This is a genomic window from Idiomarina sp. 28-8 (assembly GCF_000320945.2).
In the GTDB taxonomy this organism is placed as follows: Bacteria; Pseudomonadota; Gammaproteobacteria; order Enterobacterales; family Alteromonadaceae; genus Idiomarina; species Idiomarina loihiensis.
In genome coordinates this window covers 578,634-604,959 of the sequence record NZ_DF266789.1, presented here as the reverse complement: position 1 = coordinate 604,959, position 26,326 = coordinate 578,634, and the positions used below count along the sequence as shown (strand labels likewise).

Sequence of the window (26,326 nt, the reverse complement as noted above, 5' to 3'; positions counted from 1 at the left end):
ACATTACTCCTGAAGTTAGTATTCCAAAGGTAAAAACCTGTTGGAAGCCTTACTCCAGAAAGCAACAAAATACGGCGTGGGGTCGCCTTTTACAGGAAAAGAAAAAGAGGGGAGGCGCTAATTGCTTGTTCACAGTGGCTTTCAGCGCCAAAGTCAGAAGAACAAAGAAAGACAGTGCCGCGTAGGTTATGTCTGACTTGAATTGTTGCAATAAGTGCGTTGTCTTGTCGCAGTCGGCTTCGGCGCCTTCGTGTTTTGCTTCCAGGTCCGCATGGCTTCCTACAAGCTGTTCAGCCGCGGGTGCAGCCTGATGCTTAGGACAGCCTTCCAGCCAACCAAAGTTTTGTCCCCAACACAGCATAAAAACCAGGAATAGCAATGGTGCTATATACCGACCTTTTCGACACTGTTGATTCAGTTGGTGGAACATGGCTTTTGGTGACCCTTGGTTATTCGGTTTACTCTTAATTAAGGCAAGATGATGACAGAAGTGGGTATAAAAGCAAGTGAGAGAAGGAATGATATCGGTCGTTGCTTGAAGTGTTTAGCTTACAGACAGGAATTTTCCCAAGGCTTATAGTTACGCCGTTGTTTAGTCACGGAGAGACAGATGGCGTTAGCGCGAGTTTATACCCGGGCATTGATAGGTATTCATGCGCCGGAAATTCGGGTTGAAGTGGATCTGGCAAGGGGAATGCCAGGCTTTACTATGGTCGGCATGCCGGCAACCACGGTTAAGGAGGCTCGTGATCGGGTCAAAACCGCCTTGATGAACGCGGGATTTGAATACCCGCCAGCCACGCGTGTTACAGTGAATTTGGCGCCAGCGGATATCCCCAAAACCGGGGCGCGTTATGATTTGGCCATAGCGGTGGGGATATTGGCGGCTTCGGGACAAATACCGGACAGTATTTTAGAGCAAGCAGAATTCTATGGTGAGCTGGCGTTAACCGGCGAGTTGCGGGCTGTGAATGGTTTAATCCCAGCCTTATTGGCGTGTCGTAATAAAAAGCGGCAGGCGTTTGTGCCTATTGCTAACGAGCAGGAAGCCGGGTTAGTACGTGAACAAAAGAGCTGGTTGTCGGCCGATTTGGTCAGTGTTTATGAACATTTGCACGATCACCAGCCACTGAGGGAATCAAAGCCGATAAATTGGGCAAAGGAATCATCGAACCATGATGGCGACTTAGCCGACGTGGTTGGGCAGGAGCAGGCAAAACGAGCTTTGTTGTTGTCGGCGGCCGGTAAGCACCACTTGTTGTTCGTCGGGCCACCAGGTACGGGAAAAACCATGCTGGCGCAACGGCTTAATGGCATATTACCTCCACTGACCGAGCAGGAAGCCATGGAAATTGCGGCGGTTAAGTCGGTGTCTTTTGATTACCATCATGCGGACGCTCTGACCCGGCGAGAACTGAGATCTCCTCATCATACTTGTACTGCTGCGGCGTTGGTCGGAGGGGGCGCGGGTAATTCTGTTCGTCCGGGAGAAATATCCTTGGCAAACAATGGGTTATTATTTTTAGATGAGATGCCCGAGTTCAGTCGACATGTATTGGACTGCTTACGCGAACCACTCGGAAGCGGTGAAATTACCATTAGTCGGGCAGGGTACAACGTGAAGTTTCCGGCTAAATTTCAGCTTGTCTGCGCGTTGAATCCATCTCCTTGCGGTCAGTTCGATGGCTCGTTAGCCAACTGCCGTTCCACACCTGACCAAATTCTCAAGTATTTAAATAAGCTTTCAGGTCCTTTGCTGGATCGTATCGACATCCAGGTGATGGTGCCACGAGAAACGGAATCAATGAGTCTGAATGGTGGAGCCAAACGCAATAGCCAAATGACTTCTGCAGAAGCAAAAAGCTTAGTAGAGAAAACCAGGCAGCACCAAATACAGCGGCAGGGTTGTCTGAACAGTGAGATAAAACCCAAAGCGCTAAAGCAAATATGCGAGCTGTCAGATAAAACAGAAGCGTTTTTAGCAAAAGCCTCCGAGAAAATGAAGCTTTCGCATCGGGCTTATCATCGTACATTACGCTTGGCCCGAACCATTGCTGATTTAGCCGACAGTAAAAAAATAGAACAACAGCATCTGGCAGAGGCATTGAATTATCGTGCGCTGGATCGGCTTATCGAGCAGGTGCAGAGCTTATGATGCTGTCGCATCAGGTTCGGTTCCAATTTAATTATGAGTGTTTTGTATATACAGATGTATTACGCTACAATTCAATGGAGGAGTTGTGCTGGAAATTAGCGATAAAGTTAGGGAAAAATTAAGAAACAAGCATAACGTCTCAGAAAGCATGATCAGAGAGGCTTTTGCAAATAGACAAAGTGGCTTCTTGAAAGATCAAAGAGAGAAGCATGGCACCATTCCACCTACTCAATGGTTTGTATCCGAGACAGATAACGGGGTAAAGCTAAAAGTTTGCTTCATTCATTCTAACGGAGCTATCTATATAAAGACTGCTTATGAAGCTAATTCGTTAGAGCAAAGAATCTATGAAAAGTATGGAAGCTAGCAGTATCCCGGCATGAATTGGAGAGTCGTATGAAAAAAGAAGATATCAGAGAAGCGGTTGAGCAAGATGAAAAATGGGATAGTGGTGAATTAGGTCAAGAAGAAGCTTATGTAGAACGTGTGGGATTTGACCAGGCAATTGAAGATGCAATCAATCAGTCTGTGCGACTGCGGCCTATATCTATTCGTATGGAAGAAGAGCTCATCGACGATTTGAAGACCATCGCAGAGCATTATAACGTGGGGTACCAACCGCTAATTAGGCAACTCCTGAAGCGATTTGTGGCATCGGAAAAGAAAGTCCTGAAGCAAAGAGCTCAGGTTATGGAAATCAAAGGCCCAGAAGATCAAAGAGCTAATAAAGGGTAGCCTGACGCTATTGCGTCAGGTGCGATCTAACCGTCTATACTAAGAGGTAAAATCACTTTTGGTGGTTAGCCCGACACCCACCTGACGTGAACGTCAGGCTACGAAGCCAGCAACCTCAGTGCTCGCTACTAAGCCACTGTTTGAACAATTCGACAAAACGCTCCAGCTGTTCGCGGCTGACATCCAGATGGCACACCAGTCGCAGCTTTTGGCCGCCGGGCAGCTTAATGTCGTGTTCTGCCATCAGTTCCCGCAAGCTGTCCGCCGGTAAACTGTCCGGTAGCTCGACAAAGGTCATGTTGGTACCGGAATAGCGGACTTTGGCCTCGGTGCCCGCCAGCAATTCCGAAAGTTGTTCAAACAGCCACTTCGCGTTGTCATGGTCGTCCTGAATGCGCTCAAACTGATGTGTTAATGCGTAATCAATAGCCACAGCAACAAACCCGGCTTGGCGCATACCGCCACCGACCATTTTACGCCAACGGCGCGCGCGGGCGATTAACTCTTTTGACCCTGCCAGCAATGAGCCAATAGGCGCGCCCAGACCTTTTGAGCAGCACAAAGACACACTGTCAAAAGGTGCTGTAAGTTCTGCCATGCTGCGGCCGCTCGCAATAGCGGCATTGGGTAAACGTGCGCCGTCTAAGTGCATCGACAAACCATTCTGATCAGCCAAAATTCGGGCTTCATCAAAATAGGCCTGGTCAATTAACTGACCTGCGTGAGTATTTTCAAACGCAAGCAGGCGAGTAATAGGAAAGTGCGGGTCGTCAGGCTTTATGCGCTGCTTAATGGTGTCGAGTGACAAGGTTCCGTCCGCCTCAACTTCAATGGTTTGTGGTACAACGCTGCCTAAAACTGCGGCGCCACCAGCCTCGTAACGATAAGTGTGATATTCCTGGCCGACAATATACTCTTCGCCGTTTCGACAATGGCTCATAATACCCAGTAAGTTACTTTGCGTACCTGAACTGCACAGCAGGGCATCTTCTTTACCCAGCAATTCAGCGACACGCTTTTCCAGCGCATTAATGGAAGGATCTTCGCCATAAACATCATCGCCAACATTGGCTTCAGCAATAGCAGCACGCATGGCGGCGCTTGGAAGGGTAACGGTATCACTGCGTAAATCCAGCATAACAGCCTCATCTGGGTATTGGTTATAACAACTATCATCCGGTTCTAAGCTCATGGTTGTTTAGCGAGCTCAGTCAAGGGATAATGCCCCATTATTGAACCAAACACACGACAACAAAGCGACCCAATATGAAAGTTTTTAATACTGTACTGGAAATGGTCGGCAATACGCCAATGGTTAAAGTAACCAACATGGACACCGGCCCGTGCGAGCTGTATTTGAAATTAGAGCTGCAGAATCCGGGCGGCTCTATTAAAGACCGTATTGCTGTGGAAATGATTGAGCAAGCGGAAAAACAAGGCAAATTAAAGCCTGGCGACACCATTATTGAAGCGACAGCGGGGAATACCGGCTTAGGTTTGGCGCTTGTGGCTGCCAGTAAAGGCTATCCGCTGAAAATTGTTATGCCTGACAAAATGAGCCAGGAAAAAGTAAATAACCTTCGTGCAATGGGCGCTGAAGTCGTGCAAACGCGTTCCGACGTGCAAAAAGGCCACCCAGAATATTATCAGGACATGGCAGCGCGCATGGCGGAAGAAAACGGTTACTACTATGTAAACCAGTTTGAGAATCCGGCAAACGTTGATGCTCACTATAAAACCACCGGTCCTGAAATTTGGCAGCAAATGGATGGCAAGTTAGACGCCTTTGTTTGTGGTGTCGGCTCGGGCGGCACGTTGACTGGCATTGGCCGTTATTTGCGTGAGCAGAACAGTGACGTGGATCTGGTACTGGCTGATCCGGCAGGTTCTATTTTAGAACCACTGGTTAACCGTAACGAAGAAGTGGAAGCTGGCAGCTGGTTGGCCGAAGGCATTGGTGAAGATTTTATCCCGACCATTTGTGATATTAAATTAGCCAATACTGCATTTGCTATTTCTGATAAAGAAGGCATGCAAACCGCGCGTAAAGTACTGGAAAAAGAAGGCGTTATGGTGGGTTCATCAAGCGGAACTTTAATTGCAGCGGCGCTGCGTTATTGCCAACAACAAACCGAGCCAAAACGCGTTGTGACGCTAGCTTGTGATACGGGTAACCGTTACTTGTCCAAGCTGTTCAACGACGACTGGATGCGTGAGCAAAACCTGCTGTAATACTTGTTGTAAATTAAGGAACCGAATCATGGCAAATGAAAAGACAATGAAATTCGCGACGCGCGCCATTCACGGCGGGCAGTCTCCGGAGCCTGTTACCGGTGCGGTAATGCCTCCTATTTTTACCAGCTCTACCTATGCTCAGGAAAGCCCGGGCCAACACAAAGGTTTTGAGTATTCACGCTCACACAACCCCACGCGTTTTGCCTGGGAACGTTCGGTTGCATCGCTGGAAGGTGGCAAGCAAGGGCTGGCTTTTGCGTCTGGCATGGCAGCAACCTCGACCATTCTTGAACTGCTGGACAGCGGCGATCACATCGTTGCTATGGACGATTTATACGGCGGTAGCTTCCGCTTATTCGATAAAGTGCGCGGACGCTCTGCTGGCCTGAAATTCTCTTATGTCGACTTAGCTGACTTAAGCGCAGTGGAAGCCAGCATTCAGGACAACACCCGCATGATTTGGGTCGAGACGCCAAGCAACCCGATGCTGAAACTGGTCGACATTGAAGCCATCGTTAAACTGGCGAAGAAAAAGAACCCGGACATTATTGTGGTGGTGGACAACACCTTCGCTACGCCGTTTAACCAGCGTCCGCTGGAGATGGGCGCAGACATGGTTATGCATTCGGCAACCAAATACCTCAATGGTCACTCTGATATGGTCGGCGGTATTGCTGTTGTGGGCGACAATGACGACCTGGTTGAGCGTATGCTGTTCTTACAGAACTCAGCAGGTGCTATTGCCGGTCCGTTTGACTCATACCTGGCACTGCGCGGCGTGAAGACGTTGGCATTGCGTATGCGTCATCACAATGAAGCGGCAATGGAATTAGCTAAGTGGCTTGAGCAACACCCGAAAGTGGAAAAAGTCATTTACCCGGGACTTGAAAGCCATCCTCAGCACGAGTTGGCTAAAAAGCAGATGCAGGGCTTTGGCGGCATGATTTCTATTTTACTGAAAGGTGATTTAGAAGCGGCGCGCAAATTCCTGGAGTCGGTAGAAGTGTTTGCTCTGGCGGAAAGCCTGGGCGGCGTTGAATCGCTGATTGAGCACCCGGCTATTATGACTCACGCATCGGTTCCAAAAGAGAATCGTGAGAAGTTAGGCATTCTGGATAACTTCGTGCGGGTGTCTGTTGGTATTGAAGATCTGGATGATCTTAAAGCCGACTTAGACAACGCGCTTAATGCATTTTAATCGCTATTAACGATTAAAAATTCAATATTTAATATGTAAAACCGGCCTTTTGGTCGGTTTTTTACTTTTAATTTCATAGGCTTATACAAAGTTTTACAGTTTAGTCATAATTGAGTAGTCTTTATCTATCAGTAATTACTTGCGAGTAAAAGCTGATTTAGAACAAAAAACAGAAACGCAAAGACGTTTTTTAAATAACGAAAAGGAAAGACTTATGCTATTGAGCCTCATGGTACTCCAAGGACTCGTAGCCGCTCTATTGTTTTATACTTTAGTGGGCCAGCATCAGAAAAAACCACTATGGAATTTGTTAGCGGTATTAACCGCCGGTTTCATTCCACCGGTAAACTGGGCGCTTCTTGTGTTCGCTATTGGTGTCAGAATGTGGCGTCGTTCGCCGCAAACCAGTACACCACAAAACATAACGGCAAAGCTCAGCCATTAAGTGGCTAAGGAGCAAGGCAATTTAGCAGTATGTCAGACACAACTAATGTACGACCCTTTCATTTAGCCATTCCTGTCAGCTCACTCGATAATGCCCGTGCGTTTTATGGCGATGTGCTTGGGCTGTCACAGGGACGCAGCAGTGACGAATGGATAGACTGGAACTTCTTTGGTCACCAGTTTGTGACTCATGTAGCGCCCAATGTTGCCGGTTTAAAAAATCACAGCGGCGTTGATGGTCATTCGGTTCCTGTTCCACATTTTGGCGTTGTCTTATTACGTGACGACTGGGAAGCGTTGGCAGAACGTGTGAAAGCTGCGGATATTGAGTTTGTCATAGAACCCTACATTCGCTTTAAAGGTAAGCCAGGCGAGCAGGGCACCATGTTTTTCTACGATTACTGCGGTAATGCGCTAGAATTCAAGACCTTCAACGACGACAGTCAAATCTTCGCAACCTAAGTTTTGATATAGGCTCGACTACTGGCGCAGCTTTATATCTTCCGGCTGCGCTGCAACATTACCACCGCTCAGCACCAACCCCGCTCGTTTACCTTCAAATAGCGACTTATTTTGTATAACCGCAGCTAAAGCGATAGCAGACGACGGTTCCACAATAATTTTCAGATGATGCCAAATCAGCTTCATGGCGCTTAGGGTGTCTTCATCCTTCAAGACTAAGATACCGCTGATACGTTGCTGAATAATGGCAAACGGCAATTCACCGATTTGAGTCAGTAAACCATCGCACAGGCTTTTTGCGGGTAACGCCGGTTGCCGCTCTCCGGCTTTTAATGACAAGAAAGCATCATTTGCTAATTCCGGCTCCGCACCGAACACTTGTATTTCGGTACCGTCGCAGGCAAGACAGGCACCTGAAAGCAAGCCCCCACCACCCAGTGGCGTGATTACAGCATCCAGTGCGTCAGTTTGCTCCAGTAACTCAAGTGTTGCTGTGCCCTGACCGGCAATAATGTCGGCATGATCATAAGGCGGTATAAAGTGACTTTTACCTTCCTTTTGCCACTTGGCCACAATGGCTTCACGCGCTGCCATACCGGGTTCTATGTCGGTAGTTTCCGCACCTCCGGCTTCAATATTTTGCCGTTTTATTGCGGGAGCATTAGTGGGGACACCCACTTTTCCTTTTACACCCAAAGCTTTACCTGCATGGGCTAATGCCGCACCATGATTGCCGGAAGACACGGTGATAACCCCTTGCTGGCGCTGTTCCGGGCTAAGTTTAAGTAGCGCGTTAGTGGCACCACGGAATTTAAAGGCCCCGGTACGTTGCAAATTCTCGCATTTGAAAAATAATTCGCAGCCCAATTGCTGATTTAACGCAGGGTTTGTCAGTACAGGGGTCTTGACGGTATAGCTATTAATTCTTTGCTGCGCTTGTACGACATCGGCATGGCAGGGGAGCGATAACTTCGGCATAATACGAGCCCTTAACGAATAAAACGACACAGTGATAAGCATACACTGTCTGGAGCCGGAACGTGAGTCAACTCGATACCTTTCAGCGCATACGCGAACTGCCGCGTGAACAGCAAATTGTTATGGCGTTATACCTCTGTGAACGTATGGTTCCAAACTATGACTTTTTTCATCAGCTAACGGGCTTTGGCGACAGTAAACCTTTGCACGGCACGCTAAATGCCTGCTGGGACTGGGTCGCGAACCCGAAGAAAACGAAGGTTAACTTTGCCCGCTGGCAGGAAAAAGTCGACGAGCAAACGCCCAGTGAATACGGGCACGATATGCTGGGTGTCTACCCGGCAATGGATGCCTGCACGGCGTTGAGTACGTTGTTGCAGGGGTTGCTGGACGATAACGCCTCTAACTTTCTGGATGTGGCAAAAATATCACAAGCCAGTGTGGCGAAGTTTATTGAACTCAATGACGCCGAAGAAGTGGGTACCGAGCAGTTAAAAGAACACGTTCAGACACATGAGCTAATGGAATACGAAGTTGCGATTCAGCAGGCCATGATCAACTTTCTTGAACAACAGCCTGCGGTAAACAGAGCTTTGGTAAGCCAGTTAAAAATGATGCTTAACGACGAGGGGGTGTCGAACCTTGGTCTGGCTTTGGACGCTGAAGAATAGACAGCCAGGCGAAAATGCCAAAGGCCAGAATTTGCCAGCTGTCGCCTTTGCGCCAGGGAAAGACCTCTTTCATGGTGGCAACAAAAATACCAAGCAGCAGCAAGTGAGTAATAACCATAATGGCTAATAATAAGCTCAGCAAACCAATGGACTGAGTGCTGAGCTCGCCGTTAGCCCCTGCAAGCAGAGCAAAAAGACCCAGCCAGATAACGGCAAAAACCACTTTGCCCGCAATAATAATAACTTTCATTCTATGTCCTTAGTCAGTAAGCGAAAGCAAACTTGTCCGTGAGTTTTCTCTTTGAACACACGCCAGTTTGCCGGTAATTTCAATGGCCACTCTTTTTCTGTTTCCAGATACACCTGATTGCCGGCTGCCAGCCAGTTGCTTTCATCCAGTAGTTTTAATGTTTTATCAGCCAGCCCTTTGCGAAACGGCGGGTCAATAAAAACCATGTCGTATGCTTCAGCGGATTCAGTTTGCAGCCAGTCGAGTGCGTTATGAGTAATAACATCAATGTTTTCACTGCTTAACAAGCTGACATTATTCTGTAACTGCTGGCTGACGGGTTTTACGGTTTCTATCAGGGTCACCTGAGCCGCTCCGCGCGACGCAGCCTCGAAACCTAAGCTGCCACTGCCGGCAAATAAGTCCAGCACTCGGGCGTCAGTAATGTCCCACTGCAGCCAGTTAAACAGAGTTTCGCGTACGCGGTCCGTGGTGGGACGTAAACCCGGGCTGTCGGCAACGGGAAGGCGACGACCGCGCCATTTTCCGCCAATAATCCGATAGTCGCCGCTGGCGCTTGTCTGGCGTTTTTGTCTCACTCTGTGGCTTCCTTTATTCAGACCGTCGTCAGTTTGTTAACAGCATGGTAAACTAAAGCCTATAGTTTAACGATTCCTGCGTGTCAGTTCCAAGGAAACCAATATGTCGATGTTTTCGCTGTTTAAGAAAAAGCGTAATAAGAAAGCACCCGAGGCCGAAGAGAAAAAAGAAGATGCAGTAGTAGAAGAAAAGGAGCAGCAAGAGCCTGAACCAGAAGCTGAGCCTGAATCTAAGCCTCAGGACGAGCCGAAACCAGAAAGAACCGAGACACGCGAAGAATTGCCCAGTGCAGTTGACGACTGTGCGCAAGTTACTGCTGAATCGCATGCTGCAAAAACTGCTTCGGAAGCGAAAGAAGCAGCTCAACCAGAAGTGGTTAACGAGCCTGAACCCACAGCTGAACCAGAGCCAGAATCAGAAACTAAATCCGAAGCTAAACCTGAACATAAGCCAGAACATAAACCAGAACCAACCGAAGTCGCACCAAAAGAGAAGGGTGAGAAGAAAGGTTTCTGGGCACGTCTGACCCAAGGTTTACGCAGAACTTCCGGTTCTATCGGTTCAGGTCTTATTGGCGTATTCCGTGGTAAGAAAATTGATGACGACCTGTTTGAAGAACTCGAAACTCAGCTATTAATGGCAGATTTGGGTGTCGCGACCACCACCAAAATTATTGATAATCTGACAAAACAAGCTGACCGCAAGCAGTTAAAAGACGCGGAAGCTTTGTATGAGCTGTTACAAGAGCAGTTAGCCGAGATTTTAAAACCAGTCGATAAGCGTCTGGAGATACCGGAATCTGACTCGCCTTATGTGATTCTAATGACCGGCGTAAACGGTGTGGGCAAAACCACCACTATTGGCAAGCTGGCTAAGCAATTTAAAGCTGAAGGTAAGTCGGTAATGCTGGCCGCCGGTGATACTTTCCGTGCGGCGGCGGTAGAACAGCTTCAGGTGTGGGGCGAGCGTAACGACATTCCGGTTATTGCTCAGCATACCGGAGCCGACAGCGCTTCTGTTCTGTATGACGCGCTGCAGGCTGCTAAAGCACGCGACGTTGATGTGCTTATTGCGGACACCGCCGGACGCCTGCAAAATAAAGCCAACTTAATGGAAGAGCTGAAAAAACTGGTTCGGGTAATGAAAAAGCTGGACCCGGAAGCGCCGCACGAAGTTATGCTGACGCTTGACGCTGGTACCGGTCAGAATGCTATTAGCCAGGCGAAACTCTTTACCGAGGCTGTGGGCGTTTCGGGTATTGTGATGACTAAGCTCGACGGCACCGCAAAAGGCGGGGTGATTTTCGCGGTCGCAGACCAATTCGCTATTCCTATTCGCTATATTGGTGTGGGCGAAAGCTTAGAAGATTTACGGCCTTTTGTGGCAAAAGACTTTATCGCGGCGCTATTTGACCGTAACGTAGACGAATCAGAACAGACAACAGCGAGTTAATCATGATCCGCTTTGAGCAAGTCAGTAAAACCTATCGTGGAGGCCATCAGGCGCTAAGCCATGTCGACTTCCACGTAGAGCCCGGTGAAATGGCCTTTTTAACGGGTCATTCCGGTGCGGGTAAAAGTACCTTGCTTAAACTCATCAGCTTAATGGAAAGACCAACCGCAGGCCGGGTGCTGATTAACGGGCACGATTTGCGAAAGATTAAGCCCTCGCAAGTGCCTTATGTGCGTCGTGATATTGGCATGATTTTTCAGGATCACCGCCTGCTCATGGATAAAACGGTATTTGATAACGTTGCGTTGCCGCTGATTATCGAAGGCTACAGTGTTCAGGAGGCGCGCAAGCGTGTCGTGGCTGCGCTGGAGAAAGTGGGTATAGCCGACAAAGTAAAACACTATCCGAAAATGTTATCCGGTGGTGAGCAGCAACGAGTGGGTATTGCCCGCGCTATTGTGACTAAGCCACCTTTGCTACTGGCCGATGAGCCCACCGGTAACCTCGATCCTAAGTTGTCGATGGAAATTATCCGGTTGTTTGAAGAATTTAATAAAGTCGGTGTTGCTGTCCTCATTGCCACCCACGATTTAGGCCTCATTGCACGCTTACGCTACCGCACGCTAACTTTAAAAGACGGACGTATGATTAACGATGGTCTGGAGGACAGTGAACTATGAGTTTATTGTTCCGCAACCGCAGCATTGAAAAAGGTGCCAGTAATCGCGGCCGATTGCCCTGGTGGCGCAGACTCGTTATGGTTCCTGTGCATCATGCCCAGCAGGCCATTGCGAGTTTAGGCGAGTTGTGGCGTAATCCTTTTGCTTCTCTTATGACAATGGCGGTACTGGGGCTGAGTCTGACGCTGCCGTCGTCACTTTACGTGTTAGTCAAAAATACTACCAGTATTGCTGATAATTGGCAGGAAGCCTCTGAAGTTACCTTGTTTTTAAGGAAGGATCTGCAGCAATCTGAAGTCGATACATTAAAAACGCAAACGGAACTCTCCGAAGGTGTTGAGTCAGTGCGCCTTATTCCAAAAGAGCAGGGGTTGGAAGAGTTTAAGAAAGAGTCGGGCTTTGGTGAAACACTGGATTACCTGTCATCAAACCCGCTGCCGGACGTGTTGGTGGTTATTCCGGCTGAGTCGCATCGCTCACCGCAGCGAGCCGAGGAATTGCTCAACCGGCTGGAAAAACAGCGCGAAGTCGCTTACGCGAAAATGGACCTGGAATGGCTTAACCGACTACAGGGAATTCTCAATTTAATTGAAGATATTCTTGGAGCGCTGGCTGTGGTGCTGTGTTTGTCGGTGGTGCTTATTGTAGGGAATACGATTCGGTTAAATATACTGTCCAAGCGTGATGAAATTATGGTGATGAAACTGGTCGGCGCGACTAACGCGTTTATTCAGCGTCCTTTTTTATACACCGGAGTCTGGTACGGAATTATTGGCGGACTGGTTGCCTGGTTAGCTACCGCGTTACTGATCTGGTGGGTCGAGAGCGCCGTAGTAGATTTAACTGAACTTTACGAAACGCCTTTCCAATTAAATGGTCTGACGTTAGGCGAGCTATTGATTATATGGTTGGTCGCTGTAGGATTAGGTTTAGCAGGTTCTTACTTGGCTGTAAGACGTCATATACAAAGCATAGAACCTGAATAAAATGGGGTTGCGAAAGCCATAGGCTTAGTTATACTGAATTACCTGATCTGCAATGATCATAATGGAACTTTTAGACTCAAAAAGGGTCTTAAAAGCTGACTGAAAAAGCAGTAATTAAGTCGGTATTTTAAGTAGAGGTTGTTAAATGAGCACTGAATTAAACACTATGGCATTATCGGTTCCCCAAGGGGCTGGACTCGACGGCTATATTCAGTCAGTCAACCGTATTCCTATGCTCACCGCCGAAAAAGAAAAGGCGTTGGCAACAAGATTATACGAGAACAGTGACCTTGATGCAGCGAAAGAACTCATCATGTCGCATCTCCGTTTTGTGGTACACGTAGCTCGTAGTTATTCGGGTTATGGTCTGCCGCAAGCCGATTTAATTCAGGAAGGCAATATTGGCCTAATGAAGGCCGTGAAACGCTTTGACCCATCAGTTGGTGTGCGTCTGGTGTCTTTTGCTGTTCACTGGATAAAAGCAGAAATTCATGAATACGTGCTGCGTAACTGGCGCGTTGTTAAAGTGGCAACCACTAAAGCACAGCGTAAGTTGTTCTTTAACCTGCGTAAAATGAAAAAGCGTTTAGGTTGGTTTAGTCAGAAAGAAGTTGAAACGGTAGCTAACGAGCTGGGTGTCAGTACTAAAGAAGTGCTGGAAATGGAAACTCGCATGAGCGCTCACGATCAGGCGTTTGAACTGAGTTCAGACGACGATGACTCGAAAGAGGGCAGTGCCTATTCTCCGGCGATGTATCTGGAGGACAAGCGTTCCGACTTAGCCGCAGAAATTGAAGCGGAAGACTACGAAAGCCATACACAGCAGAAACTGCTGGGTGCAATGAGTCACTTAGATGAGCGTAGTCAGGATATCGTCCAGTCTCGCTGGTTATCGGAAGACAAAACGACGCTGCATGACCTGGCAGCAAAATACGAAGTCTCGGCAGAGCGTGTTCGCCAACTTGAACAAAACGCGATGAAGAAACTTCGTCTCGCAATGAGCTAAATGAAGTGCCGCATTGGTTGCGGCGCTTGCTGCATAGCCCCCTCAATTAGTTCTCCCATCCCCGGTATGCCTAACGGCAAACCGGCGGGTGTGCGTTGTGTTCAACTCGATGACGATAATTTGTGTCGTTTATTTGGGAAGCCAGAACGGCCGAAAGTGTGTGGTGAGTTTTCTGCCGATGACTATGTCTGCGGCGAAACTCGCGAGCAGGCGCTTATTTTGCTGACGTCACTGGAAGAAGATACTCATTGCGGTTAACTACTGTGGTTAACTCAGATACGAATACCAATTCAATACCCTGCTCTTTTAATAATGGTAGTTGCTTTTGCAAAAAGCTAAGTGTTTCTGGGTAAGGATGTCCAATAGCTATGGCCTGTCCCTGATGTTTGGCTATACTCAGCAGTTGTTCAAATTGCTGCCGTAAATAGGGTTCATCAACTTGGTTATCAAGAAACACATGCCTATGTGATGTTCGTACACCAAATTCTCCCGCCATTTTTTCTGCAACGCTGAACTCAGATGTCCGGCTATCAATAAAAAAGAGTTTGCGCGCCGCCAGTGTTTCCATCACCGCTTGCATGGGCATTTGTAGTTGGGTCAATTTGCTTCCCATATGATTATTCACGCCAGTAACGTAAGGTATTGAGTCCAGGGCATCAACCAGTTGCAGTTTGATCTGCGCATTGTTCATATCCGCCGTAACCACGCCGGGACCCGGTCGGTTATTTTCAACGGCTTCCATTGGCATATGCAGTAGTATTTGTTTTTTCTGATGATGGGCACGTAAAGCAAAAGCGCGGGCATAAGGGGTATAGGGCAGCACTGCGAAACTGATATTGCCGGGTAACAGAGCTGCTTTTAAATCGTTTCTATTATTGCCTATATCATCGATAACAATGGCTATCTTAGAGGCATAAGCTGGCGCCATCAGGCACACCAGTAAACCCAAAGAAAGTACAAGCTTCAACATCAGCGTATCCAGTTACTTGGGTTTTGTGGACGCCCCTGATGGCGAATTTCAAAGTAAAGTGCCGCACTATTACGTGAACCAGACTGACCCATCAGTGCAATTTCTTCGTCTTTACGCACTTTATCACCAACCGCTTTTGTTAATGTCTGGTTGTGGCCATATAAGCTCATATAACTCTCACCGTGGTCAATAACGATGACTAAACCAAAGCCTCGCAGCCAGTCTGCATATACCACGCGGCCGTTAGCAATAGAGCGAACCGGTTGGCCGTTTTGTCCTTCAATGAGCACACCTTTCCATTCAAGCGGACCTTCGCGGCGTTGTCCAAACAAGCGTTTCACGTCTCCGTCACTTGGCCAGCGAAGTTGATTCTTGACTGCCTGCAGGCCAACCAGACGAACGTCTTTTTGCTGAGCCAGCGCGGTTTCAATGGCACTTAATACCTGCTCTAATTGCTCCCGGCTTTGCTCCAGCTGAGTCACCCGGGACCGGTCTTTACGTTGCTGCTGTTGCAGCTCTGCTAACTTCTCTTCCTGCCGGTGTTGCTGCTGCTCCAGTTGCGCGCGTTGTTCTTGTTGTTCGGCCTGTAAGCTCGCTAACTGGTTTTGTTGCTGCTTAAGTTGTTCTGTCAGCGTGGCAATTTCTTCCTGAGTGCGCCGAATAACTTCAATCTCTTCAACTCTGGCGGCATTCATGTATTGGTAATAGCTCAACATTCTTTCAAACTGGCCAGGGTCTTGCTGGTTTAACAGCATTTTCAGAAAGTCGTGTTTACCGTTCATATAAGCGGAAACCAGCTGATCTTCCAGTTGTGTCATCTGCTGCTTTTGTTTTTGCTTAAGCTCTTCGCGGCGTTGTTCTGAGTCAGCTATTTCTGCAGTAATTTCTTGAAGTTCAGTGTCGGTCTGGCGCAAAGAGCCGGCTATTTCTGAGGTTTTTATTTCCAGATCACGCAGTTGTCGTTCAGTTGAGTTTAGTGCACTGCTTCGCTCTTCTATAGCCTGCAAACGCTTAGCCAGTTCCTCTTTAACCGCTGCAATTTCGGCTTGAGTCGAGGCTTTATCATCCTCGCTATAGTCCTGCGCTAAACCGGGGCTGATAACAACCAGCCCCAGCGCCACTGCCCAAAACAGCCTTATTGGCATAAGTTAATCCTGTTCTAACGTCATTAGCGACGTACCGGTCATTTCGTCCGGCTGCTCCATGCCAATTAAATGCAGTATGGTTGGTGCAACGTCTGACAGGCGTCCATTTCGGGCTTTAGCCGGTCGACCCACATAAATAAAAGGCACAAGTTCGTTCGTATGAGCGGTATGTGCCTGCCCGGTAGTGGCGTCACTCATTTGCTCTGCGTTGCCATGGTCTGCCGTTATCAGACATTCACCACCAACAGCTTCTAATGCCGAAACCACTCGTCCGACACTATGATCAACGGCTTCACAAGCTTTAACGGCGGCATCAAAATTACCAGTATGTCCAACCATGTCACCGTTCGGGTAGTTGCAAATCACAACATCAAAGGCCTGAGACTCAATGGCTGCAACCAACTCGTCGGTAAGCTGTTCTGAACTCATCTCAGGCTGTAAATCGTAGGTTTTAACTTTAGGTGAAGGAATAAGAACACGTTTCTCGCCTTCAAATTCCTGCTCGCGTCCGCCGCTAAAAAAGAAAGTAACGTGTGCGTATTTTTCTGTCTCGGAAATGCGCAGCTGAGTTTTATCATGCTTAGCAAGCCATTCACCCAGTACATTATTCAAAGGCTCGGGTGGGAAGGCGCTGGGCGCTTTTAAGGTATCGGCATATTGGGTCAGCATAACGAATTCGCTAATGTCAGCGCGCGAGCCACGGTCAAAACCGTCGAAGTCTTTGTCGACAAAGGCTTGAGTCATTTCACGGGCACGGTCAGCACGGAAGTTCATAAAAAATACGGAATCACCGTCGGCAACTGGTGCTGGTTGCCCAATAATAACTGGCGTGACAAATTCATCGGTTTCGCCGCGCTCGTAAGCGTTTTCTACTGCGTCTGTTGCGTTGGCAGATGTTACCCCTGAAAGACCGTGATAAACCGCTTTGTAAGACTGTTCAATGCGCTCCCAGCGCTTGTCTCTGTCCATGGCGAAGAAGCGGCCACTTAAGGTGGCGAAACGACCCTTGCCTAAACGTGCGAATAAGGCTTCAAAACGTTCAATGGAAGGCAGTGCCGATTTCGGTGGTGTATCACGACCATCTAAGAAAGCATGCAGGTAAACGTCTTCTGCGCCTTGCTCAACCGCCATTTCTATCATTGCGACCAGGTGGTCTTCGTGGCTGTGAACACCACCGGCGGAGAGTAACCCCATAATATGGACTGCACCCTTAGCAGCTTTGGCTTTTTTCAGGGCGTCGCAAAGTATCGTGTTACTGAAAAAACTGCGGTCAGAAATGGCTTTGCTAATGCGGGTAAAGTCCTGATAAACAATGCGGCCAGCGCCTAAATTAACGTGACCCACTTCGGAATTACCCATTTGGCCGTCAGGTAAACCAACTGCGCCACCGGAGCCATCGACCAGACAATGCGGGTATTTTTCCCATAAACGATCCATAACCGGAGTATTCGCTTTGGCTATCGCATTATCAGGTGCATCTTCACGGTAACCCCAGCCGTCCAGAATCAACAATACCAAAGGTTTTATCGTAGGAGTCATAATGGGCCTCATTGCTCGGTGTTTTCACAGATGAAATTAGCCAACATTCTACTCGATTTCCAGAGCTTACGCATCCACCCAAGATTTTTCTGGAAACTGCGATTTGTACAGGTATACTCTTGACCCGCAACTCTTTTCTGTTACCGACGAATACTGGTAGGTCTTATGCAAGAAATTATGGAATTTGTCAAAAGCAACCCGATGATGAGTGGTATCTGGGTTGTGCTGCTAGTCGCACTGATTGTGACCACGATTCGATCGGCTATGTCACCGACAAAAAATTTAGAACCTCAAGAGGCCACGGTATGGGTAAACCGCGGTGATGGCGTTTTTGTTGATATTCGTAGTCCGGATGAATTTAAGAAAGGACACATTCACGGATCGGTGTCATTACCGATGGAAAAAATTAAACAAAAAGAACTTTCCTCTATTGAAAAGTTCAAAGAAGCCCCCATTGTGATAGTCTGTGCAACAGGAATGACGGCAAAATCGGCAGTTAGCCAGCTAACGGCTGAAGGCTTTACTCAAGTTGCTGTGCTGCAAGGTGGTATGAACACATGGCGCAGCGCCAAATTGCCGGTTTCGCAGAAAAAATAATAAAATTCGTCTAATACTTAAAAAAGAATAGGAAGTAAAATCATGGCTGAAGAACAGCAAGCAAACGGCGCAGCAGCTGAAAACCAACAGCAGCAAGTACAATTCGCTATTCAGCGTATCTACGCTAAAGACATCTCTTTTGAAACTCCAAGCTCTCCGGCTATTTTCCGTAAAGAATGGAAGCCTGACCTTAAATTAGACCTGAACGTTAAACACGAAAAAATTGAAGACGGTGTTTACGAAGTGGTACTGACTCTGACGGCAACTAACAAAGTTGAAGACGACGTTGCTTTCCTTTGTGAAGTACATCAGGCGGGTATTTTCACTATTGGTGAAGAAGTTCAGGACGGCCAGCTGGCACACATGCTGGGTTCTTTCTGCCCGAACATTTTGTTCCCTTATGCTCGTGAGTGCGTTTCAAACCTTGTTAACCGTGCGACTTTCCCACAGTTGAACCTGGCTCCTGTTAACTTTGATGCGATTTTCCAGCGTCACATGCAGCAGCAAGCTGAACAGGCTCAGGGTCAGCAAACTGCAGACGCGTAAGCAGATACAATAATGCAGACACCTCAGGTGACAGTATTAGGGGCGGGCTCTTACGGGACCGCCCTTGCTATTTGTTTTGCCCGTAAAGGTATTCCTACTACCTTATGGGGGCGGGATGCCGATAAAGTTGCCGTTATGCAAACGGCTCATGAAAACGAAGAGTACCTGCCGGCGTGCCCGTTTCCCGAATCATTAAAGGTTACTGCCGACTTAGGCGAAGCCCTTAAAGACGTGAAAAACGTAGTGGTTGTGGTTCCCAGTCATTCGTTTTCGTCTATGCTGAAGCAGGCAAAACCTTTGTTAGCGGAACATGCCCGCGTTGCCTGGGCAACTAAAGGATTAGAGCCGGACAGTGGGCGTCTTTTGTACGAAGTCGCAGAAGAAACTCTGGGCGACGAGCATCCGCTAGCTGTGTTATCCGGTCCTACTTTCGCTATTGAAATGGCTAAAGGCTTACCTACTGCCATTTCTATGTCGTCAACCGATCAGGCCTTTGTCGAAGAGCTTTCCGGGCTTCTGCATTGTGACCGTTCTTTCCGGGTTTACACCAATAACGACTTTATTGGTGTGCAGCTAGGTGGCGTGGTTAAAAATGTCATAGCTATTGGTGCTGGTATGGCCGACGGTATTGGCTTTGGTGCTAACGCCCGCACGGCGCTTATTACCCGCGGTTTGGCTGAACTTACCCGGTTAGGTCTGAAGTTAGGCGCAAAAAGCGAAACCTTTACTGGTATGGCAGGTTTGGGCGATTTAATTCTTACCTGTACCGACAATCAGTCGCGTAATCGCCGTTTTGGCATGGCTTTAGGTCAGGGTAAAGGAGTTGATGAAGCGCTGAAGAGTATCGGGCAGTCGGTTGAAGGCTACCGTAATACCCGTGAAGTGGTTGCTTTAGCAGCGCGCAACGAAGTGGAAATGCCCATCTGTGAGCAGATATATGCGGTCCTTTACGAAGGCAAAGAACCGCAACAGGCCGCTATCGATTTATTAAGCCGCGAGCGTAAAACGGAGTGATCTGTTTACAGTGATCTGTTTTACGCCTTTATTCACGCACTGATTAGCTGTTGCTCCATTACCTGCCACTGAGCCGAGAAATGCTCGGTCGGTAAACGCTTAAAGTTAGACCGTACAAACTGACTGATTTTGCCATCGGCATAGCTCAGTAATAAGTTCGCTAATACCGCTTCGTCCACAATAAAGCGCTGCTGTTCGCGCATCGCTTTCTCGCGCAGTATTTGCTTAATTGAACTCTCTATACGGTTGAACAAATCTTCCATACGACCACGCAAACGGTCATGTTCACCCATTAATGCATCACCTGTCATAACACGGGTAATACCGGGGTTGCGCTCGGCAAACGTCAGCAATAGCTGCAATATTGCGTGACAGCGGGAGAGGGTGTTTTTCTCCTCGTCCATAATCATGTTAATACGGGTTAGCAGGGTGTCTTCAACAAACTCGATAAGCCCTTCAAACATCCGCGCTTTCGACGGAAAGTGACGATATAAAGCCGCCTCTGAAACGCCTAAATTAGCCGCCAGTTTTGCTGTAGTAATGCGCTGACCCGGACTGGTTTCCAGCATTGCCGCTAAAGCCTGTAAAATTTCTTCACGACGGTTACGTTTTTGTTCTGCCATGACAGTAACTTTCCTTATTTGAGAGGCCAGAATGATTAGTTGCTGTAACTACGAACGACCAGAATGACCAAAACCACCTTCACCACGATCCGTCTCGTGGAACTCTTCAACAATCGACATTTGCGCCTGCACAACCGGTAAAATGACTAGCTGCGCAATACGGTCTCCAGGCTCAAAGGTGTAAGCCTGATTACTGCGGTTCCAGCAGGACACTTTAAGCTCGCCCTGGTAGTCCGAGTCGATAAGGCCGACCAGGTTACCCAGCACCAGGCCGTGCTTATGGCCCAGCCCTGAACGCGGTAAAATAGTGGCCGCATAATTCGGGTCGCCAATGTACATGGCAATACCGGTGCCTATTAACTGAGTTTGTCCTGGCTCAATGGTTAATGGCTGGTCCAGGCAGGCACGCAGATCCATTCCGGCAGAGCCCTGTGTGGCGTATTCAGGAAGCGGGATAGACTGGCCAATGCGGTCATCTAAAATTTTTACTTCGACTTGCGTCATGGAGTTCTCACTTTCTTATTAATTGGCAGTGGTATTAAAATAACGTTTGGCTATCGCGTCGATAATTGCAATAGCCATATCATGCTTGCTCATTGTTGGAAGTGACTGCTCACTGTCCTTACTCAAAATAATGGCGTTATTGCTGTCGCTGTTAAAACCCAGCCCAACCTGACTAACGTCGTTAGCGACAATCATCTGTAGCTGCTTTCGCTCCAGCTTGCGCAGCGCGTTGGCTTTTAGGTTTTCAGTTTCGGCCGCAAACCCAACGGTAAAAGGTGGTTTTTCAGAGCTGGCGACCTGCTGCAGAATGTCCGGGTTTTGCACCAGCTTTAGTTGTGGCGGCTGGTTGTTCTGTTCTTTTTTTATTTTCTGCGAGGCAACCTCAGCAACCCGATAGTCTGACACAGCGGCACAACCAATAAACACATCGCAGTTTGGCAGTTGCTGCTGTACCGCGTTTAGCATTTGTTCTGTGGTTTCTACGTCAACGCGTTGAACGCCGGCGGGCGTGGGCAGTTGCGTTGGCCCGGATACTAAAATGACTTCAGCCCCTGCATGTGCAGCAGCTTCAGCCAGGGCATACCCCATTTTTCCGGAACTGTGATTACTGATGTAGCGCACTGGGTCGATGGCTTCACGGGTCGGGCCTGCGGTAATCACAAAGGTTTTACCCTGCCAGTCTTGCTTGGCTTCAGGGGCTTTTTTTATTAACGCCTGCACAATCTCTGTAGGGTCACTCATGCGGCCGTAACCGACATCGCCACAGGCCTGTTCGCCACTTTCCGGGCCTATCATTTGCACACCACGGCTGAGTAGCGTTTCAATGTTTTCCTGCACCGCAGTAGCCGCCCACATTTGCTGATTCATTGCCGGAGCAATGGCGAGCGGCGCTTTACTGGCTAAAACCAGGGTACTCAACAGGTCATCGGCAAAGCCGTGAGCAATACGGGCAATGGTGTTAGCCGTGGCCGGAGCAATAAGAATAAGATCCGCCCAGCGAGCCAGTTCAATATGGCCCATAGCGGCTTCTGCTGTGGGATCCAGCAGGTCGTCGCTGACCGTAAAGCCGGACACCGCTTGTAAGCTAAGTGGGGTTACGAAGGCTTTGGCACCGGCAGTCAGCACCACACGAACTTCTGCGCCCTGCTCACGCAAACGGCGCACCAGGTCAGGTGCCTTATAGGCGGCAATGCCACCGGTAATACCTAAAAGTATGTGTTTGTTCTGCAGCTGTGCCATGCGAACCCCTTAGTGTTAAGTCGTGTAAAGATAACATGAGACCCCGTGACTGGGTAGATGGTCGTTATACTTCTCTCTTAAGAATTAAGGTAAGAATTAAGGAGAAAAGAATGAGCGTCAAGGAATGGCCCGTTTCGGAACGACCGAGAGAAAAACTGCAGACCCAGGGGGCAGAATACCTGAGTGACGCAGAATTATTAGCTATTTTACTTGGTAGCGGCAGTGGCGGGCAGGACGTTGTCAGTTTTGCGCGTCGTTTACTAAGTGACTTCGGCGGTGTAGGCGCTTTGTTAACAGCCACTCCTGAGCAGCTATTGGCTTGCAACGGCATAGGCCCGGCCCGTGTGAATCAGTTGCGGGTTGTGCTGGAATTGTCACGACGCTACCTGAAATGGCAGCTGGAGCGTTCAGACGGCTTTACCGAACCTACCATGGTCAAAGACTATTTAACCTCACAGTTGCGTCATCAGGGCCGCGAAGTCTTTGCTATTTTACTGCTGGACAGCCAGCACCGGCTGTTACGTTACGAAGAGCTGTTTCAGGGCACCATTAATGCCGCGCCAGTGTATCCACGTGAGGTAATAAAGCTGGTTATGCAGTATAATGCGGCGGCGGTTATTCTGGCACATAATCATCCATCGGGCGTTGCAGAACCCAGCCAGGCTGACCAGCGAGTCACCGAACGAGTTAAAAAAGCCCTGACTTTAATTGATGTAGCGTTGTTGGATCATTTCGTCGTGGGCGCCGGCGATCCAATTTCTTTTGCAGAGCGCGGATTGTTGTAGTTTTGTACTGGCGGTTTGGTTAAAAATCACGTAAAATCCGCACCGAACGATCGATGACGATCAAATTTCCGTCGTATAAGCTTGATTAGAAGGGCAGTTTGCTGTATAAAATGCGCCCTCGGATTTATAGGCAAGGTCACGTTGGGCGACAGGCGAGCTTGCAGCAATTTTGGAGTAAAGACATGTCACAAGTATGCCAAGTTACAGGTAAGCGTCCGGTAGTCGGTAACAACCGCTCGCACGCACGCAATGCGACTAGACGTCGCTTCCTGCCGAACCTTCAATCGCACCGCTTTTGGGTAGAAAGCGAGAAGCGTTGGGTTAAGTTACGCATTTCTACTAAAGGTATGCGTATCATTGATAAAAACGGTATCGATACGGTATTAGCGGATCTCCGCGGCCGTGGTGTTAAGGTTTAAGGAACTAAATTATGCGCGATAAGATTCGTTTAGTGTCATCTGCTGGTACAGGTTACTTCTATACCACAGACAAAAACAAACGCACCATGCCAGAAAAAATGGAGATCAAAAAATTCGATCCAGTGGTTCGTAAGCATGTGATCTTCAAAGAAGCTAAAATCAAGTAATTGGTTTCAAAGCTTACAAAAAACCCAGCTTCGGCTGGGTTTTTTATTGGGTGGCGTTTGAGTTTATCGTGGCGGGTCAATAATGCCCGAGATGCTGGCATTAATACGGAACCAGCCGGTAATACTGAAGCGGTCACGCTCGGAACGTTGTACTTCATGCACGAAGCGGTCACTTAAAAACACCACTAAACGCCCTTGTTTAGGCAATACGGTTTCCAGCACCTGTCCCTTGTCGCCATAAATAACCAATTGCCCACCGTCGGTCTCCTGCCATTCAGGGTTCAGGTAAAACACAGTTGTTAGCACTCGGTTGCTTCTGCCTTTAAACGCATCCAGATGTTTTTTATAAAACGCGCCTTTAGGGTAATGTGCCAGGTGGCATTCGTAATCGAACAGGCCAAGAAAGAGCTCGCGGTTAAATTCGTGGCGTAACTCATCCATAATGCTTAGGTAGTCTTTATGACGCGGTTCTTCCGGAGTTAACCAGTAAATACGGTCGTTACGAACCATGGTATTAATGGTCTGGTTTTGCTGGCGGCCAATACCGGCCAGGTTCCAGTATTGCGCTGGTAATTGCTGAGCGTATTGATACAGAGCCTGCGAACGCTGCGGCTGCAGGAAATTATCGATAATGCAGTAGCCGTGGTCGGCAACTTTGTCGATAATATCAGATAGCACCATAACGCAATAAAGCTCCGTATTTTGTTGTCGCGCGAGAATATAGGGTATTCTGTCTCTAGTAACAAGGAGTACGGCAACAAGAGAATTATTCGAACCTTAGCACAAAGAGCGCAAGCCGATGAAAGTGAATGAGAAGCGAAAAATATTTGGACTGACCATGACCCGAAGAGCATGGAACAACGTTCTGGTTTACGTGATATTAATTATCATGGTGGTGTTCTGGTATGTCGCTCCGCCGGTTAAAGAAGAGGCGGCTGACAGCATCGGGCAAGAGGCTGAATCGGGCGAAGTCATTGGCTTAATACCGAATGATGGAAACTTGAGAGCAATACAAATTGACCAACTGAAGTTAGCGTTAAATGATGGACAATGGCAATGTCAGTCTCCATGTCGTTTATCGGAAAAAGCGTCCGCCAGCGTCGCTGAAAATTGGTTGGCATTAACCATGACGCCAACCGAACAGTCAGCTGAAAATTTGATAACGGAAGTTTATTTTGGTTTTGTCGGGGGCGAAGAAGCACGTGTTGAGTTATACGCAGACCCCGAGTTGATGATCCGCTTGCCGAATCAGCAGCAGAATTATCGCGTAATAGAATTTACTGCCAGTCAGTTACTGGGTCATTAAGGAAGTTATCGATTTATGCCAGAGTTACCCGAAGTTGAAGTCAGCCGTTTAGGCATTTCTCCACACATTGAAGGTCGCACAATTAAGTCGGTTAAGGTTCACGATAAGCGCCTGCGCTGGCCGGTCCCTGAAACTGTGCATCAGGTCGAAGGACACGTGCTGCGTTCGGTCAGCCGCCGCTCAAAATATTTGCTCTTACAGACAGATAATGGCTGCCTGATATTGCATTTGGGTATGTCGGGTAAGCTGCGTGTGGTTCCAGCCGAAACAACTCACTACAAACATGACCATATTGATATTGAGTTCGATAACGGGCAAACCCTGCGTTTAAATGATCCGCGCCGTTTTGGCGCTTTGTTATACAGCGAGAGTGATGTAAGCGGGCATGAACTGCTAAGCCAGCTTGGTCCGGAACCGTTAACCGACGCGTTTAATATCGACTATTTATTTGAGCGCTCACGCGGGCGTTCGCAGTCGGTGAAAACCTTTCTTATGGATAACAAAGTTGTGGTGGGTGTAGGTAATATTTACGCGAACGAAGCTTTGTTTAAGGCGTGTATAAACCCAAAGCGAGCGGCCGGGAAAATCAGTAAAGTGCGCTACCAGAAACTGGTGCCGATAATAAAAGAAACCCTGGCAAGCGCTATAGAGCTGGGCGGCACTACCTTAAAAGATTTCACTCAAGTGGACGGTAACCCGGGCTATTTCGCTCAAAAACTTCAGGTTTACGGGCGTGGCGGTAAGCTTTGCATGGTGTGCAGTAACCGGTTGAAAGAAATTCGTCTGGGTCAGCGCAGCACCGTGTACTGCACCCAGTGCCAGCGCTAGTTTGGTTTTTAACTCTTAGTTCTCAACAACCTTCAGCAATTCACTGACAAAGCGCTCCGGTTCCGAAATAAACGGGGCGTGTGCGCTTTTGGTGAATACCACAGCTTTTGACTCCGGCGCCAGTGCGGAAATATCGTCGATAGCGCGCTCCGGAACCAGGCTGTCCAGGCGTCCGTAAAAACGGTTAAAGGGCACTTCAATGCCGGGTAGTTGCTGGCGCAAATCTGCGGTTTGTAATATGGCCAAGGACTGTTTCAGCACATCCTGGTCAGGCATTGGCTTGGTAAATATCAGCTGTTTTACCTGCTTAACCTGTTCGCGTGCGTCCTCGCTGCCCATGGCCTGAATCGCTAAAAAACGCTCAATGGTCTTTTTAAAGTTGCTGTCCAGTTGCTGTTGAAACTGCTCCAGAATGGTCGGCTTAATGCCCGCCCAGTCGCTGTTTTCCACAAAGTGCGGTGACGATGCAACGGTGGTTAGGGACATAACCCGGTCAGAATGCGTCAGCGCAATTTGTGTCGCAATTAACCCGCCTAAAGACCACCCCATTAAATGAAAGCGTGGCGGCAGGGCTGGCATAATTTGTTCAATAAAACTTTCCAGTGACACCTCATTCTCTGATGACCAGACAGAGTCGCCAAAACCGGGCAGGTCGACGCAATACAACTGAAAGTGCTCGCTTAATGCCGGTACCACGGGTTGCCAGATGTTCGAATTCATTCCCCAGCCATGGAGTACAACAATAGGGGTTCCTGTACCACAGCACGTTACCGAAAGACTCACTATACTACCTGTCCGAGTTATTAATTAAGG

General features: G+C 48.3%; 34 protein-coding genes. 21 read left to right on the top strand and 13 right to left on the bottom strand.

Translation table 11 applies throughout. The features are described from left to right. Positions 1–49: 49 nt before the first annotated feature. Positions 50–430: a hypothetical protein gene (locus RJ32_RS03075; RefSeq protein ID WP_011233477.1), complete on the bottom strand. Its 381-nt coding sequence runs from the start codon at positions 428–430 to the stop codon at positions 50–52. Between the two features lie 180 nt (positions 431–610). On the opposite strand from RJ32_RS03075, the gene RJ32_RS03070 reads away from it, so the two are divergent. The 3 genes from RJ32_RS03070 to RJ32_RS03060 all read left to right on the top strand — a co-directional run bounded on the left by RJ32_RS03070 (position 611) and on the right by RJ32_RS03060 (position 2,890). Next, positions 611–2,155, top strand: a complete 1,545-nt coding sequence (locus RJ32_RS03070; protein WP_034818963.1) for a YifB family Mg chelatase-like AAA ATPase — start codon at positions 611–613, stop codon at positions 2,153–2,155. A gap of 85 nt (positions 2,156–2,240) precedes the next feature. Then, on the top strand, positions 2,241–2,522 hold the full coding sequence (locus RJ32_RS03065) for a hypothetical protein (protein WP_034818961.1): 282 nt from the start codon (positions 2,241–2,243) through the stop codon (positions 2,520–2,522). 29 nt (positions 2,523–2,551) lie between these two features. Further along, complete coding sequence (locus RJ32_RS03060; RefSeq protein ID WP_034818959.1) at positions 2,552–2,890, top strand: hypothetical protein; 339 nt, start codon at positions 2,552–2,554, stop codon at positions 2,888–2,890. Positions 2,891–3,005: 115 nt separating this feature from the next. On the opposite strand, the gene ltaE is transcribed toward RJ32_RS03060, so the two are convergent. Continuing rightward, a complete protein-coding gene (ltaE, locus tag RJ32_RS03055) occupies positions 3,006–4,028 on the bottom strand; it encodes a low-specificity L-threonine aldolase (RefSeq protein ID WP_034819137.1) in 1,023 nt (340 codons plus the stop codon). Positions 4,029–4,156: 128 nt separating this feature from the next. Between ltaE and RJ32_RS03050 the strand changes: the two genes are divergently transcribed. From RJ32_RS03050 to RJ32_RS03035, 4 genes are all read left to right on the top strand, one after another. After that, entirely contained in the window at positions 4,157–5,122 is a 966-nt protein-coding gene (locus RJ32_RS03050) for a PLP-dependent cysteine synthase family protein (RefSeq protein ID WP_034818957.1), read from the top strand. A 28-nt stretch (positions 5,123–5,150) separates the two neighbouring features. Then, positions 5,151–6,323 (top strand): cystathionine gamma-synthase, encoded by a 1,173-nt coding sequence (locus RJ32_RS03045; RefSeq protein ID WP_011233482.1) that lies wholly within the window; start codon positions 5,151–5,153, stop codon positions 6,321–6,323. A 214-nt stretch (positions 6,324–6,537) separates the two neighbouring features. Beyond that, positions 6,538–6,768 (top strand): hypothetical protein, encoded by a 231-nt coding sequence (locus RJ32_RS03040; protein ID WP_050731324.1) that lies wholly within the window; start codon positions 6,538–6,540, stop codon positions 6,766–6,768. Positions 6,769–6,797: 29 nt separating this feature from the next. Beyond that, on the top strand, positions 6,798–7,229 hold the full coding sequence (locus tag RJ32_RS03035; protein ID WP_011233484.1) for a VOC family protein: 432 nt from the start codon (positions 6,798–6,800) through the stop codon (positions 7,227–7,229). Between the two features lie 18 nt (positions 7,230–7,247). Here RJ32_RS03035 and RJ32_RS03030 read toward each other — a convergent pair whose 3' ends face one another. Further along, positions 7,248–8,207 (bottom strand): threonine/serine dehydratase, encoded by a 960-nt coding sequence (locus tag RJ32_RS03030; RefSeq protein ID WP_034819134.1) that lies wholly within the window; start codon positions 8,205–8,207, stop codon positions 7,248–7,250. 62 nt (positions 8,208–8,269) lie between these two features. Here RJ32_RS03030 and RJ32_RS03025 point away from each other — a divergent pair, with 62 nt between their 5' ends. Next, positions 8,270–8,878 carry a YjaG family protein gene (locus RJ32_RS03025; RefSeq protein ID WP_034818955.1) on the top strand — a complete coding sequence of 203 codons (609 nt, stop codon included), beginning with the start codon at positions 8,270–8,272 and terminating at the stop codon, positions 8,876–8,878. On the opposite strand, the gene RJ32_RS03020 is transcribed toward RJ32_RS03025, so the two are convergent. Both RJ32_RS03020 and rsmD read right to left on the bottom strand, forming a co-directional pair. Further along, positions 8,826–9,128, bottom strand: a complete 303-nt coding sequence (locus RJ32_RS03020; RefSeq protein ID WP_034818953.1) for a membrane protein — start codon at positions 9,126–9,128, stop codon at positions 8,826–8,828. The two genes, RJ32_RS03025 and RJ32_RS03020, sit on opposite strands and share 53 nt — an antisense overlap. Further along, positions 9,125–9,706 carry a 16S rRNA (guanine(966)-N(2))-methyltransferase RsmD gene (rsmD, locus tag RJ32_RS03015; RefSeq protein WP_034818951.1) on the bottom strand — a complete coding sequence of 194 codons (582 nt, stop codon included), beginning with the start codon at positions 9,704–9,706 and terminating at the stop codon, positions 9,125–9,127. Before rsmD ends, RJ32_RS03020 begins: the two co-directional genes overlap by 4 nt. A gap of 103 nt (positions 9,707–9,809) precedes the next feature. On the opposite strand from rsmD, the gene ftsY reads away from it, so the two are divergent. From ftsY to RJ32_RS14465, 5 genes are all read left to right on the top strand, one after another. Further along, positions 9,810–11,159 (top strand): signal recognition particle-docking protein FtsY, encoded by a 1,350-nt coding sequence (gene ftsY, locus RJ32_RS03010; RefSeq protein WP_034818949.1) that lies wholly within the window; start codon positions 9,810–9,812, stop codon positions 11,157–11,159. 2 nt (positions 11,160–11,161) lie between these two features. Continuing rightward, positions 11,162–11,839 (top strand): cell division ATP-binding protein FtsE, encoded by a 678-nt coding sequence (ftsE, locus tag RJ32_RS03005; RefSeq protein WP_011233490.1) that lies wholly within the window; start codon positions 11,162–11,164, stop codon positions 11,837–11,839. Continuing rightward, complete coding sequence (gene ftsX / locus RJ32_RS03000) at positions 11,836–12,825, top strand: permease-like cell division protein FtsX (protein WP_011233491.1); 990 nt, start codon at positions 11,836–11,838, stop codon at positions 12,823–12,825. The genes ftsE and ftsX overlap by 4 nt, the downstream gene beginning before the upstream one ends. Positions 12,826–12,970: 145 nt before the next feature. Beyond that, complete coding sequence (rpoH, locus tag RJ32_RS02995) at positions 12,971–13,831, top strand: RNA polymerase sigma factor RpoH (RefSeq protein ID WP_034818946.1); 861 nt, start codon at positions 12,971–12,973, stop codon at positions 13,829–13,831. Next, the gene (locus tag RJ32_RS14465; RefSeq protein WP_082815434.1) at positions 13,832–14,089 is read left to right on the top strand and encodes a YkgJ family cysteine cluster protein; all 258 of its coding nucleotides are present in this window, start codon (positions 13,832–13,834) and stop codon (positions 14,087–14,089) included. Here RJ32_RS14465 and RJ32_RS02990 read toward each other — a convergent pair. Genes RJ32_RS02990 through gpmI form a run of 3 tightly spaced genes read right to left on the bottom strand, consistent with a single transcriptional unit; the run spans position 14,046 to position 17,485 of the window. Continuing rightward, positions 14,046–14,801, bottom strand: a complete 756-nt coding sequence (locus tag RJ32_RS02990; protein WP_034818944.1) for a divergent polysaccharide deacetylase family protein — start codon at positions 14,799–14,801, stop codon at positions 14,046–14,048. The genes RJ32_RS14465 and RJ32_RS02990 overlap by 44 nt on opposite strands. Next, entirely contained in the window at positions 14,801–15,946 is a 1,146-nt protein-coding gene (locus RJ32_RS02985; protein WP_034818942.1) for a murein hydrolase activator EnvC, read from the bottom strand. Before RJ32_RS02985 ends, RJ32_RS02990 begins: the two co-directional genes overlap by 1 nt. A 3-nt stretch (positions 15,947–15,949) precedes the next feature. After that, positions 15,950–17,485: a 2,3-bisphosphoglycerate-independent phosphoglycerate mutase gene (gpmI, locus tag RJ32_RS02980; RefSeq protein WP_034818940.1), complete on the bottom strand. Its 1,536-nt coding sequence runs from the start codon at positions 17,483–17,485 to the stop codon at positions 15,950–15,952. A 165-nt stretch (positions 17,486–17,650) separates the two neighbouring features. On the opposite strand from gpmI, the gene RJ32_RS02975 reads away from it, so the two are divergent. From RJ32_RS02975 to gpsA, 3 genes are read left to right on the top strand one after another with little or no spacing between them, the layout of a single operon-like run. Continuing rightward, entirely contained in the window at positions 17,651–18,082 is a 432-nt protein-coding gene (locus RJ32_RS02975; RefSeq protein ID WP_011233497.1) for a rhodanese-like domain-containing protein, read from the top strand. 42 nt (positions 18,083–18,124) lie between these two features. Then, positions 18,125–18,628, top strand: a complete 504-nt coding sequence (secB, locus tag RJ32_RS02970; protein ID WP_011233498.1) for a protein-export chaperone SecB — start codon at positions 18,125–18,127, stop codon at positions 18,626–18,628. Between the two features lie 12 nt (positions 18,629–18,640). Then, complete coding sequence (gpsA, locus tag RJ32_RS02965; RefSeq protein ID WP_034818938.1) at positions 18,641–19,642, top strand: NAD(P)H-dependent glycerol-3-phosphate dehydrogenase; 1,002 nt, start codon at positions 18,641–18,643, stop codon at positions 19,640–19,642. Between the two features lie 32 nt (positions 19,643–19,674). Here the strand turns inward: gpsA and slmA are convergent, their stop codons facing one another. From slmA to coaBC, 3 genes are read right to left on the bottom strand one after another with little or no spacing between them, the layout of a single operon-like run. Continuing rightward, positions 19,675–20,265 carry a nucleoid occlusion factor SlmA gene (gene slmA, locus RJ32_RS02960; RefSeq protein WP_011233500.1) on the bottom strand — a complete coding sequence of 197 codons (591 nt, stop codon included), beginning with the start codon at positions 20,263–20,265 and terminating at the stop codon, positions 19,675–19,677. A gap of 48 nt (positions 20,266–20,313) precedes the next feature. After that, positions 20,314–20,769, bottom strand: coding sequence for a dUTP diphosphatase (gene dut, locus RJ32_RS02955; protein WP_034818936.1), 456 nt, complete (start codon positions 20,767–20,769; stop codon positions 20,314–20,316). Positions 20,770–20,787: 18 nt separating this feature from the next. Beyond that, positions 20,788–22,008, bottom strand: coding sequence for a bifunctional phosphopantothenoylcysteine decarboxylase/phosphopantothenate--cysteine ligase CoaBC (gene coaBC, locus RJ32_RS02950; RefSeq protein WP_034818934.1), 1,221 nt, complete (start codon positions 22,006–22,008; stop codon positions 20,788–20,790). Between the two features lie 110 nt (positions 22,009–22,118). On the opposite strand from coaBC, the gene radC reads away from it, so the two are divergent. The 3 genes from radC (at position 22,119) to rpmG (ending at position 23,379) form a co-directional block, all read left to right on the top strand. After that, complete coding sequence (gene radC / locus RJ32_RS02945; protein ID WP_011233503.1) at positions 22,119–22,793, top strand: DNA repair protein RadC; 675 nt, start codon at positions 22,119–22,121, stop codon at positions 22,791–22,793. Positions 22,794–22,975: 182 nt separating this feature from the next. After that, the gene (gene rpmB / locus RJ32_RS02940) at positions 22,976–23,212 is read left to right on the top strand and encodes a 50S ribosomal protein L28 (protein WP_011233504.1); all 237 of its coding nucleotides are present in this window, start codon (positions 22,976–22,978) and stop codon (positions 23,210–23,212) included. Between the two features lie 11 nt (positions 23,213–23,223). Continuing rightward, positions 23,224–23,379, top strand: a complete 156-nt coding sequence (gene rpmG / locus RJ32_RS02935) for a 50S ribosomal protein L33 (RefSeq protein WP_006953863.1) — start codon at positions 23,224–23,226, stop codon at positions 23,377–23,379. 63 nt (positions 23,380–23,442) lie between these two features. On the opposite strand, the gene RJ32_RS02930 is transcribed toward rpmG, so the two are convergent. After that, complete coding sequence (locus RJ32_RS02930; protein ID WP_034818930.1) at positions 23,443–24,060, bottom strand: 2OG-Fe(II) oxygenase; 618 nt, start codon at positions 24,058–24,060, stop codon at positions 23,443–23,445. A gap of 118 nt (positions 24,061–24,178) precedes the next feature. Between RJ32_RS02930 and RJ32_RS02925 the strand changes: the two genes are divergently transcribed. Together RJ32_RS02925 and mutM are read left to right on the top strand one after the other, a co-directional pair. Next, entirely contained in the window at positions 24,179–24,685 is a 507-nt protein-coding gene (locus RJ32_RS02925) for a hypothetical protein (protein WP_034818927.1), read from the top strand. A gap of 15 nt (positions 24,686–24,700) precedes the next feature. Continuing rightward, complete coding sequence (gene mutM, locus RJ32_RS02920; protein WP_034818925.1) at positions 24,701–25,513, top strand: bifunctional DNA-formamidopyrimidine glycosylase/DNA-(apurinic or apyrimidinic site) lyase; 813 nt, start codon at positions 24,701–24,703, stop codon at positions 25,511–25,513. 15 nt (positions 25,514–25,528) lie between these two features. On the opposite strand, the gene bioH is transcribed toward mutM, so the two are convergent. Further along, positions 25,529–26,296, bottom strand: coding sequence for a pimeloyl-ACP methyl ester esterase BioH (bioH, locus tag RJ32_RS02915; RefSeq protein ID WP_082815433.1), 768 nt, complete (start codon positions 26,294–26,296; stop codon positions 25,529–25,531). Between the last annotated feature and the right edge of the window lie 30 nt (positions 26,297–26,326).

Coding starts and splice junctions, on each gene's coding strand:
- RJ32_RS03075 (WP_011233477.1), bottom strand. CDS start 430: ATGTTCCACCAACTGAATCAACAGTGTCGAAAAGGTCGGTATATAGCA.
- RJ32_RS03070 (WP_034818963.1), top strand. CDS start 611: ATGGCGTTAGCGCGAGTTTATACCCGGGCATTGATAGGTATTCATGCG.
- RJ32_RS03060 (WP_034818959.1), top strand. CDS start 2,552: ATGAAAAAAGAAGATATCAGAGAAGCGGTTGAGCAAGATGAAAAATGG.
- ltaE (WP_034819137.1), bottom strand. CDS start 4,028: ATGCTGGATTTACGCAGTGATACCGTTACCCTTCCAAGCGCCGCCATG.
- RJ32_RS03050 (WP_034818957.1), top strand. CDS start 4,157: ATGAAAGTTTTTAATACTGTACTGGAAATGGTCGGCAATACGCCAATG.
- RJ32_RS03045 (WP_011233482.1), top strand. CDS start 5,151: ATGGCAAATGAAAAGACAATGAAATTCGCGACGCGCGCCATTCACGGC.
- RJ32_RS03040 (WP_050731324.1), top strand. CDS start 6,538: ATGCTATTGAGCCTCATGGTACTCCAAGGACTCGTAGCCGCTCTATTG.
- RJ32_RS03035 (WP_011233484.1), top strand. CDS start 6,798: ATGTCAGACACAACTAATGTACGACCCTTTCATTTAGCCATTCCTGTC.
- RJ32_RS03030 (WP_034819134.1), bottom strand. CDS start 8,207: ATGCCGAAGTTATCGCTCCCCTGCCATGCCGATGTCGTACAAGCGCAG.
- RJ32_RS03020 (WP_034818953.1), bottom strand. CDS start 9,128: ATGAAAGTTATTATTATTGCGGGCAAAGTGGTTTTTGCCGTTATCTGG.
- ftsY (WP_034818949.1), top strand. CDS start 9,810: ATGTCGATGTTTTCGCTGTTTAAGAAAAAGCGTAATAAGAAAGCACCC.
- ftsE (WP_011233490.1), top strand. CDS start 11,162: ATGATCCGCTTTGAGCAAGTCAGTAAAACCTATCGTGGAGGCCATCAG.
- ftsX (WP_011233491.1), top strand. CDS start 11,836: ATGAGTTTATTGTTCCGCAACCGCAGCATTGAAAAAGGTGCCAGTAAT.
- rpoH (WP_034818946.1), top strand. CDS start 12,971: ATGAGCACTGAATTAAACACTATGGCATTATCGGTTCCCCAAGGGGCT.
- RJ32_RS14465 (WP_082815434.1), top strand. CDS start 13,832: ATGAAGTGCCGCATTGGTTGCGGCGCTTGCTGCATAGCCCCCTCAATT.
- RJ32_RS02990 (WP_034818944.1), bottom strand. CDS start 14,801: ATGTTGAAGCTTGTACTTTCTTTGGGTTTACTGGTGTGCCTGATGGCG.
- RJ32_RS02985 (WP_034818942.1), bottom strand. CDS start 15,946: ATGCCAATAAGGCTGTTTTGGGCAGTGGCGCTGGGGCTGGTTGTTATC.
- gpmI (WP_034818940.1), bottom strand. CDS start 17,485: ATGACTCCTACGATAAAACCTTTGGTATTGTTGATTCTGGACGGCTGG.
- RJ32_RS02975 (WP_011233497.1), top strand. CDS start 17,651: ATGCAAGAAATTATGGAATTTGTCAAAAGCAACCCGATGATGAGTGGT.
- secB (WP_011233498.1), top strand. CDS start 18,125: ATGGCTGAAGAACAGCAAGCAAACGGCGCAGCAGCTGAAAACCAACAG.
- gpsA (WP_034818938.1), top strand. CDS start 18,641: ATGCAGACACCTCAGGTGACAGTATTAGGGGCGGGCTCTTACGGGACC.
- slmA (WP_011233500.1), bottom strand. CDS start 20,265: ATGGCAGAACAAAAACGTAACCGTCGTGAAGAAATTTTACAGGCTTTA.
- dut (WP_034818936.1), bottom strand. CDS start 20,769: ATGACGCAAGTCGAAGTAAAAATTTTAGATGACCGCATTGGCCAGTCT.
- coaBC (WP_034818934.1), bottom strand. CDS start 22,008: ATGGCACAGCTGCAGAACAAACACATACTTTTAGGTATTACCGGTGGC.
- radC (WP_011233503.1), top strand. CDS start 22,119: ATGAGCGTCAAGGAATGGCCCGTTTCGGAACGACCGAGAGAAAAACTG.
- rpmB (WP_011233504.1), top strand. CDS start 22,976: ATGTCACAAGTATGCCAAGTTACAGGTAAGCGTCCGGTAGTCGGTAAC.
- rpmG (WP_006953863.1), top strand. CDS start 23,224: ATGCGCGATAAGATTCGTTTAGTGTCATCTGCTGGTACAGGTTACTTC.
- RJ32_RS02930 (WP_034818930.1), bottom strand. CDS start 24,060: ATGGTGCTATCTGATATTATCGACAAAGTTGCCGACCACGGCTACTGC.
- RJ32_RS02925 (WP_034818927.1), top strand. CDS start 24,179: ATGAAAGTGAATGAGAAGCGAAAAATATTTGGACTGACCATGACCCGA.
- mutM (WP_034818925.1), top strand. CDS start 24,701: ATGCCAGAGTTACCCGAAGTTGAAGTCAGCCGTTTAGGCATTTCTCCA.